The organism is Gemmatimonadota bacterium, assembly GCA_026705765.1.
GTDB lineage: Bacteria > Latescibacterota > UBA2968 > UBA2968 > UBA2968 > VXRD01.
Map to the genome: position 1 here is coordinate 47,242 of JAPPAB010000079.1, position 8,062 is coordinate 55,303.

General features: G+C 52.1%; 7 protein-coding genes. All 7 read left to right on the forward strand.

Annotation, left to right across the window (positions count from 1 at the left end):
- Positions 1-3: 3 nt before the first annotated feature.
- Complete coding sequence (locus OXH16_10470) at positions 4-1,209, forward strand: hypothetical protein (GenBank protein ID MCY3681813.1); 1,206 nt, start codon at positions 4-6, stop codon at positions 1,207-1,209.
- A gap of 15 nt (positions 1,210-1,224) precedes the next feature.
- Positions 1,225-1,884, forward strand: coding sequence for a hypothetical protein (locus OXH16_10475; GenBank protein MCY3681814.1), 660 nt, complete (start codon positions 1,225-1,227; stop codon positions 1,882-1,884).
- Entirely contained in the window at positions 1,881-2,711 is an 831-nt protein-coding gene (locus OXH16_10480; GenBank protein MCY3681815.1) for a hypothetical protein, read from the forward strand. Before OXH16_10475 ends, OXH16_10480 begins: the two co-directional genes overlap by 4 nt.
- Complete coding sequence (locus OXH16_10485) at positions 2,708-3,439, forward strand: hypothetical protein (protein ID MCY3681816.1); 732 nt, start codon at positions 2,708-2,710, stop codon at positions 3,437-3,439. Before OXH16_10480 ends, OXH16_10485 begins: the two co-directional genes overlap by 4 nt.
- An 83-nt stretch (positions 3,440-3,522) precedes the next feature.
- Entirely contained in the window at positions 3,523-4,485 is a 963-nt protein-coding gene (locus OXH16_10490; protein ID MCY3681817.1) for an ABC transporter ATP-binding protein, read from the forward strand.
- The gene (locus OXH16_10495; GenBank protein MCY3681818.1) at positions 4,470-5,447 is read left to right on the forward strand and encodes an ATP-binding cassette domain-containing protein; all 978 of its coding nucleotides are present in this window, start codon (positions 4,470-4,472) and stop codon (positions 5,445-5,447) included. The genes OXH16_10490 and OXH16_10495 overlap by 16 nt, the downstream gene beginning before the upstream one ends.
- 119 nt (positions 5,448-5,566) lie before the next feature.
- Positions 5,567-8,062 (forward strand): hypothetical protein (locus OXH16_10500; GenBank protein ID MCY3681819.1); only part of this gene is annotated, 2,496 nt, incomplete at its 3' end.

The window sequence follows — 8,062 nt, forward strand, 5'->3', positions numbered from 1 at the left end:
CGTATGAGATATTTTTTAACTTGCATCACACTCGTGCTCTGCACAGCACAGGTATATGCACAACAACCCACCGGTGTCAAAGCCGAAGACACCCCCAACGACTCGGGAGGCAGCATCACCGTTGTGTGGAACCGCGCGGAACTTCCCGACGGAACAATGTATAAAATTGCCGTTAGCGAATCGAAAACCGGTCCTTTTCAACCCGCAGCCAATATCGACCCATCGGGCAACCTGCAATCCAGCAATCCAGGAACTTTTGGACATGGCGAAGAAACATCCCAAATGCACTTTGCCAAAATCGCCGAATATACTGACCCCACCGATTCATCGAAAAAGATCGCCATCGAAAATGGCAAAACCTATTACGTACAGGTCACTGCTCATCTCCCCTCTGGCGGATCATTTCCCTCGGCAACCGCAGCCGCAGAAGCGTATGAAAATCTCTTCAACCGAACCAAAACCAACAATTTCATTCTCGGTATAATTTTTTCCGCCATCATTTTGATCAGCATTTTCCTCGCCCAAAAACGCGAACTCTTCATTCGCCGCATCGCCGGTCTCGAAGCCCTCGACGAAGCCCTCGGTCGCGCCACTGAAATGGGCAAACCCGTGCTCTTTGCACACGGATTGGCGTCTATGGGTAGCGTATCGACCATTGCAGCAATCAATGTGCTTTCCCGTGTGGCCAATCGCACTGCCGAATTTAACACCGAATTGCGCGTAGCCAACAATGACCCAGTCGTCATGGCCGTGAGTCAAGAGGTCGTCAAAGAATCCTATCTCAACGCCGGTCGTCCCGATGCGTACTCAGAAGACTCGGTCTTTATGGTCGCCACCGAACAATTCAGTTATGCCGCAGCCCTCGACGGCATGATGGTGCGCGATAGACCAGCCACCAACATCATGATGGGCTACTTCTTTGCCGAATCTCTGCTTTTAGCAGAAACCGGTGCCTCCATAGGCGCAATCCAGATCGCGGGTACTGACGCTTATACGCAGTTGCCCTTTTTCATCACTACCTGTGACTATACGCTCATGGGTGAAGAACTCTATGCAGCAAGCGCGTATCTCTCCCGAGAACCCAAATTGCTGGGCAGCCTCAAAGGACAGGACATCGGCAAAGCAGTACTCTTGATCGTCATGATTTTGGGCACGATCCTGGCGACTCTTGAAATTCAAACACTCACGCATATTTTTACCGCATATTAAGCAGGGGATTCTTTTATGCTTTTTTTAAGACGCACCCTTCCGCTGATCATCGCCTTTGTCTTGGGTATGATTGGCATCCTCGTTTTCTATATCCCACACAGCGGCGCCCAGGCTCTCGAACAAGAATTGACAAAATGGGATCGCATTGTCGCGGCCTTTGCTCTGGCATTGGGTATCTATAGCTTGATGCGCTTGCACTGGAACCGTGTGCGACGACAGCAAGCCGGGTGGGCATATAGCTTTCTCGTTTTTGTCGGTTTCGCGGTCATGCTTATTTTGGCCATCTACAACGATGGGCAAGGCCCTCTCAACCCTCAGGTCATTGATTCGGGCCCCTTTGTGTGGATGTTTAATAATGTGCAGGTACCAGCCGATGCAACCATGTTCTCCATCCTCGCGTTTTTCATCGCATCTGCTGCCTACCGCACCTTTCGCGCCCGCACGCCAGAAGCGGCTATCCTGCTCGTATCGGCCATTATCGTGATGATTGGTCGCGTCCCCATTGGCGCGTCAATTTACCAGGGATTTCCCGAAATTGCCCAATGGATGATGGATGTACCAAATCTGGCAGCCAAACGCGGCATCTTGCTCGGTGTCAGTCTCGGCATAGTCGCCACATCACTGCGCATCATTTTTGGCATCGAACGCTCCTATCTCGGCGGAGGTGAAGAATGAAAGAATTTTTACTCAATATCGACCGCCGCATCATCTTCGTTTTTGTCGCGCTCGGTGTCATCATTCCCTCGTTGGCTGCCTTGCGCTTGCCTATTCCCGTTACGAAAGATGTGAAAGCGATTTACGAAACGATCGAAGAAGTCGGTGCAAAAAACGGTACCATTCTCATCTCCTTTGACTACGGTCCCGGATCCATGCCCGAAGTACAGCCCATGGCTCTTGCAGTTTTGCGCCACTGTTTCGAGCGCAACGTCAAAGTAGTGGGCATGTGCCTTTGGCCCCAGGCGGTGGGTTTAGCTCAACAAGCCCTCGATAAAGCCTCACAAGAACTGGGGACCGAATACGGCAGCGACTATGTCTTTCTCGGATTTAAAACGGGATTCCAATCGCTCGTTATCAACATGGGCCACGACTTTCACGGCACTTTCCCTCAAGATTTGCATGGCAACAACACAACCGAATTACCCGTCACCCAAAATATAAAGGGATTGGCGAACTTCGACTATGTGATCTGCTTGGCAGCGGGCAACACGCCAGATGGTATCTGGATACCTTTCGGACAAGAACGCTACAAATTCAAATTTGGCATTGGCTGCACCGCTGTTATGGCACCCGATCAATATCCATATCTGCAATCGGGCCAAATGAACGGCATGATGGGCGGATTGGCCGGCGCCGCCGAATACGAGACCTTGATTGAAACATCGGACAAAGCCACTGCAGGCATGGGAGCCCAATCTTTTGTGCATCTCATCATCATATTCTTCATTATCCTGGGCAATGTTATGTACTTCCTCTATGGACGACAGAGAGGAGGCACCCAGTGAGCCGCGATCATATAATTTTTATTGCCTTCTTGTTCATTTTTGCCACCATCAATATTTACCTCTTTGTCTCGGGTAGCCTATCTGCGGATTGGTCTGGCTTTGGCACATTTATCGCCGCTGGCATCACCCTGTCGCTTTACAGCTTTCTCTACAAGGATAACCCCCTCTTCAAATTTGCCGAAAATCTCTATGTGGGAGTCGCAGCCGCATACACACTCAATCAAATATGGTACACAGTACTTTTGGCCGATGTCGTGGAGCCCCTCTCCAAACTCGACAGCGAAAGTATGGGCAATTTGTGGCTCATCGTCCCCACATTACTCGGCTTCTTCATGCTTACCCAACTCGCCTCGGCAAAATTTAGCTGGCTCAGCCGCATCGCATTCGCATTTGTGGTTGGCCTGGGAGCGGGGCTGGCTATTCCACGTACCATTTCGGCCAATTTGCTGGCACAAATACAGCCCACCATGGGGCCTATAACAGCCGACATGGCTGGATTCAATCTATTTATTATTCTGGTCGGCGTCGTTACAGTACTCGTGTATTTCTTTTACTCTGTCGAACACACCGGTCCCGTAGGCGTGGCGTCCAAAATTGGTATCTGGTTTCTCATGATCTCGTTTGGCGCATCATTTGGCTACACCATCATGGCGCGTCTCTCACTGCTAATTGGGCGCGTCGGGTTCTTGCTCGAAGACTGGCTCGTGCTCGAATTGCCTCTATTTTGATTTGTGGAGAAGCGCGTGTCCATTCGCTCATATCAAAAAATCGGGAACGTTCAAACCTGTATAGAAGTCCAAAGAAACATCACATGCCCAATTCCGTGCTGATAGTTGACAACCTCCAAACGCATTTTCACACAGACAGCGGAACAGCGAGGGCGGTAGATGGCGTATCATTCACACTCAACAGGGGCGAAACGTATGGCCTTGTTGGTGAATCGGGGTGCGGAAAAAGTGTTACTTCGCTGTCAATCATGCGATTGGTACCTCATCCTGGCCGCATCGAAGGTGGGCATATTTTTTTTCAGGACCGGGACCTGGTATCCCTTTCAGATACCGAAATGCGCGACATACGCGGCAATGACATTGCCATGATCTTTCAGGAACCCATGACCAGCCTCAACCCGGTTTATACCTGTGGGTTCCAGATTGACGAAGCCGTGAGGCGGCATCAGGGATTAGAAAAAACAGAAGCGCGAAAAAAAACAGTTGAAATGCTCCACCTCGTGGGCCTGCCCGACCCCGAACAACGCGCAAACGAATACCCGCACCAGTTATCGGGTGGGCAACGCCAGCGCGTCATGATCGCCATGGCCCTCTCGTGCAACCCAAAAGTGCTAATTGCGGACGAACCCACAACAGCACTTGATGTCACCATACAAGCGCAAATCCTGGACCTGTTGCGCGATTTGCAGCAACAACTCGGCATGGCAGTCCTGCTCATCACACACGACTTGGGCGTGATTGCCGAAGCCGCCGATCAGGTCGCGGTCATGTACGCAGGAAAAATTGTAGAAACCGGACCATCAGATGCGATCTTTCACAACCCCAGACATCCCTACACGCAGGGGTTACTCGCATCAGTACCCCGTCTGGATATCGCGAACAAGCGCCTCAGAACCATACCGGGCACAGTGCCCGAAGCCACGCGATTTCCATCGGGATGTCGATTTGCAGACCGATGTGAAAAAGTCGATTCAATTTGCAGGGAAACCACACCGCAACTGCAACCAATTGACGGCGATCACCAGACCGCATGTTGGATGGCATAAGGCGAGAAATAGTGCTTCTTCAAGTTCAAAAACTAAAAAAATACTACCCCATTTCTCAGGGACTCTGGGGGCGCAACGCCGGGCATGTCAAAGCAGTAGATGACGTGAGCTTCGATATCTCTCCCGGCGAAACCCTCGGCCTGGTCGGCGAATCCGGATGCGGAAAAACCACAACGGGACGCGCCATATTGCGCCTTATTGACGCGACAGCAGGCACCGTGCGATTCAAAAATACCGACATCCTCTCCCTGGGAAAAAAGCAACTTCGAACACTGCGCCGACACATGCAAATCATCTTTCAGGACCCCTACGGATCGCTAAACCCCCGCCTCACCATCGGCGGCATCCTCTCGGAACCCCTGAAAATCCACGGCGACAAAACAAAAGATCGAGTCGCCGACCTGCTCAACACCGTGGGCTTATCTCCTGACGTCGCGCGCCGCTATCCGCACGAATTTTCCGGTGGACAGCGACAGCGCATTGGCATTGCCCGCGCATTGGCCGTAAAACCGCAATTCATTGTCGCGGACGAACCCGTGTCTGCACTCGACGTATCGATTCAGGCACAAATTGTAAACTTGCTCCAGGATTTACAGACTCAGTTCGGCCTCGCCTATCTCTTTATCGCGCACGACCTGAGCGTGGTCAAACACATCTCCAATCGCGTGGCAGTCATGTACCTGGGCAAAATTGTAGAACTGGCAGAAAGCCAGGAACTCTACGACAATCCGCAGCATCCCTATACACGCGCATTGCTCTCATCAATCCCCATACCCGACCCGCGCGTCAGGGGATCGCGCACCATTTTAACAGGCGATGTTCCCAGCCCGGTCAACATACCTTCGGGCTGTGCATTTCATCCGCGCTGTCCCGAAGCAACGCCGGACTGCGCCCACCGCAAACCCGAACTCTTAGACATTGAACCCGGTCACAGCGTGGCCTGTATCTTGCGGCATAATTAGAGACGAATAGACGAATAGACGAATAGACGAACCCCGCTCCACCCACCAAAATCACTACAAGCTTCGATTCGTTGATTCGTTGATTTGTTCAAACCATCCACCATCTCAAGGAGTCATAAGTGAAGGTCTTCAAAATATTAACGTTGCTGTGCCTCACCGGCCTCATATCCCACACCGTCCAGGCACAGCCCCCCTCTTTAGGTCCTGCCAAAGCCATTGGGGTTGACCTCGCCAATACCCCGCTGAACCGTCCGTCTCCCGATCAGAAAAGCTACACCTATTGGAAGCCCGAAACAGCCGACGGCTTTTTTCCATCGCTTTTGGGACTGCGTACGGCTGGCGCTCAAATGATCCGCACCAGATATTTCAATATCTACTTCTCTACAGCCGAAAAAACCGCACGTCAAATTGCCGACTTCTGCGATGAGGTTCTCTCGAATCTCATGCGCCATTACCCCACCTTTGTCGATCGCATTGCACCCATCCACGTCGTCGTTGACGACCAGGCGGATTACCTCGGCAATGCCTTTGCCGTGTACAGTGCCAATTACATCCACTTTTGGACCAACCCCATTGACTGGGAAATCCGCGGCACCAGCGACTGGGTACGCAATGTTTTTGTCCATGAACTCGCCCACATCGTAACCCTGAAAGCCGCCTATAAGGGCCTACCCTTCCAAATTGGCATAGTCAACGCCTCTCGCGCCAATGAAAATCCCGATTTCAGCTTTACACTTGGCCTGTATCACCTCGCCGTCAACTCGGGTTTTGCCGAAGGCATCTCGCAATACGAAGCCACCGAATACGGCGACGACCGCTGGGACACACACCGCGATATGCTCCTGCGCATGGCCGCGCTCGAAAATGATCTGCTCTCCCTCCCCAGCATGGGGCAACTCGGCGGCAAGGGCAATTTCCACGGCGAAATGGTCTATAATCAGGGATATGCCATGCTCAACTACATTGGCGAACGCTTTAGTCCGAGTGTTGTCAGACAGATCTTTGAACACAGACCCATTATCAACTTCAACTCCTCGCTGAAAAAAGCCACAGGTGTATCGGCCAAACAACTCTACCGAGACTGGAAAGCGCATATTAAAGAGCAATACAGCGCAGTGCAAAGCGACATCCAGGAAACTGGCGAACGCGAAGGCGAATTGATCGTCGATAGAGGCGGTCTGGACTATCACCCGGTCTATTCCCCACAAGGCGACAAGCTGGGCTTTATCTCCAACGACGACAGCGAATATTTCATCACCGAACTCAAAGTGATGGACCTCACCACCAAAAAAGTCACAAAAATCGCCGACCGTGTCGATAATCGCTTTGTCTGGACCGCCAGCGGCGACAGCCTGATGTACATCAAAGCCGTAGGCGCACGTTGGGACATCTTCACCTATGACATCAAAACGAAAAAAGAAACCCGCGTCACCGTGGGGCTGCGCGGCAAAGACCCCACCCTCTCCCCCGATGGCAAACAAATCGCCTTTGTAACCATGAGAGATGGCACGGCGAACATCGGCCTTGTAAACACCGACGGCACCGATGTGCGATACCTCACACACAACAACGATGCCACACAGTATTTTGGCCCCAAATGGTCGCCCGACGGCAAACACCTGCTCTTCAGCGTATTCCGCACGGGCGAAGACCGCGACATTGCCATCATAGACGTGGATGCCACAACCTGGGAAAAGAAAAAAGGCAGGCGTTCACCAAAAAAAGAGGAAGTTGACACACAACTCGACAGCCTCCAGCAGGCAAAAGCCGACAGCCTCAAGGCATTTCCCGACAGCCTCGCCTACGCCAACAATGCCAACTTCAAAGCCATTGTACACTCCACAGCCGACGAACGCGACCCCGTATGGCTACCCGATGGCAGCGGATTTGTCTTCAGTTCAGACCGCACGGGCATCTTTAACCTCTACACCCATGACATGGTCACTGGAGAACAGAAGCAACTGACCAATGTTGTGGGCGGCGCGTTTTTGCCCACGATTTCTCCCGATGCCAAAGATGTGATCTACGCGGGATATCACGCCGCGAACTACAACCTCTATCGCATACCCATGTCCGAGGCCGTTGCAGTTGATCCCCCCGAGGGTATTGCGCGAGACTATGCCGAAATTTACACCGGCAAATCCATCACCGACCTTCACGACATCGGACGGTATTCCACGCGCCTCATCTCCTACGGAATCACACCCATCGCACTACTGGGTCCCACATTTATCGGCAACCGGTTCGGCCTGGATCAAATCAGCGCAGGTGTTCAATGGGCCTGGGGCGACCTGCTCGGCAGCGACGTTTTTGTAACCACCGCCCTGATCGGCAAAAACTTCAGACGACAACAAGACTTCAACTCGGAATTCGCCTTCTACTACCAGAACAGCCTCACCCCCATTCTATCTGAACAAAGCACCTATGTCCCCCGCATCTTCTTTGGAGGCAGCAGGCAAACCATCAACAGCATCGTGGATTTGGGCACTGTCCAAACCGTACGCGATACACTCAGCGGCACACTGATCACCACAAATGACGAAGGGCAACAGGTTCTGATCCCCAATGTTACGCAGCACTTAGACCTCACGGTTACAGAGGAAGACGATTTTAAG

Coding starts and splice junctions, on each gene's coding strand:
- OXH16_10470 (MCY3681813.1), top strand. CDS start 4: ATGAGATATTTTTTAACTTGCATCACACTCGTGCTCTGCACAGCACAG.
- OXH16_10475 (MCY3681814.1), top strand. CDS start 1,225: ATGCTTTTTTTAAGACGCACCCTTCCGCTGATCATCGCCTTTGTCTTG.
- OXH16_10480 (MCY3681815.1), top strand. CDS start 1,881: ATGAAAGAATTTTTACTCAATATCGACCGCCGCATCATCTTCGTTTTT.
- OXH16_10490 (MCY3681817.1), top strand. CDS start 3,523: ATGCCCAATTCCGTGCTGATAGTTGACAACCTCCAAACGCATTTTCAC.
- OXH16_10495 (MCY3681818.1), top strand. CDS start 4,470: ATGTTGGATGGCATAAGGCGAGAAATAGTGCTTCTTCAAGTTCAAAAA.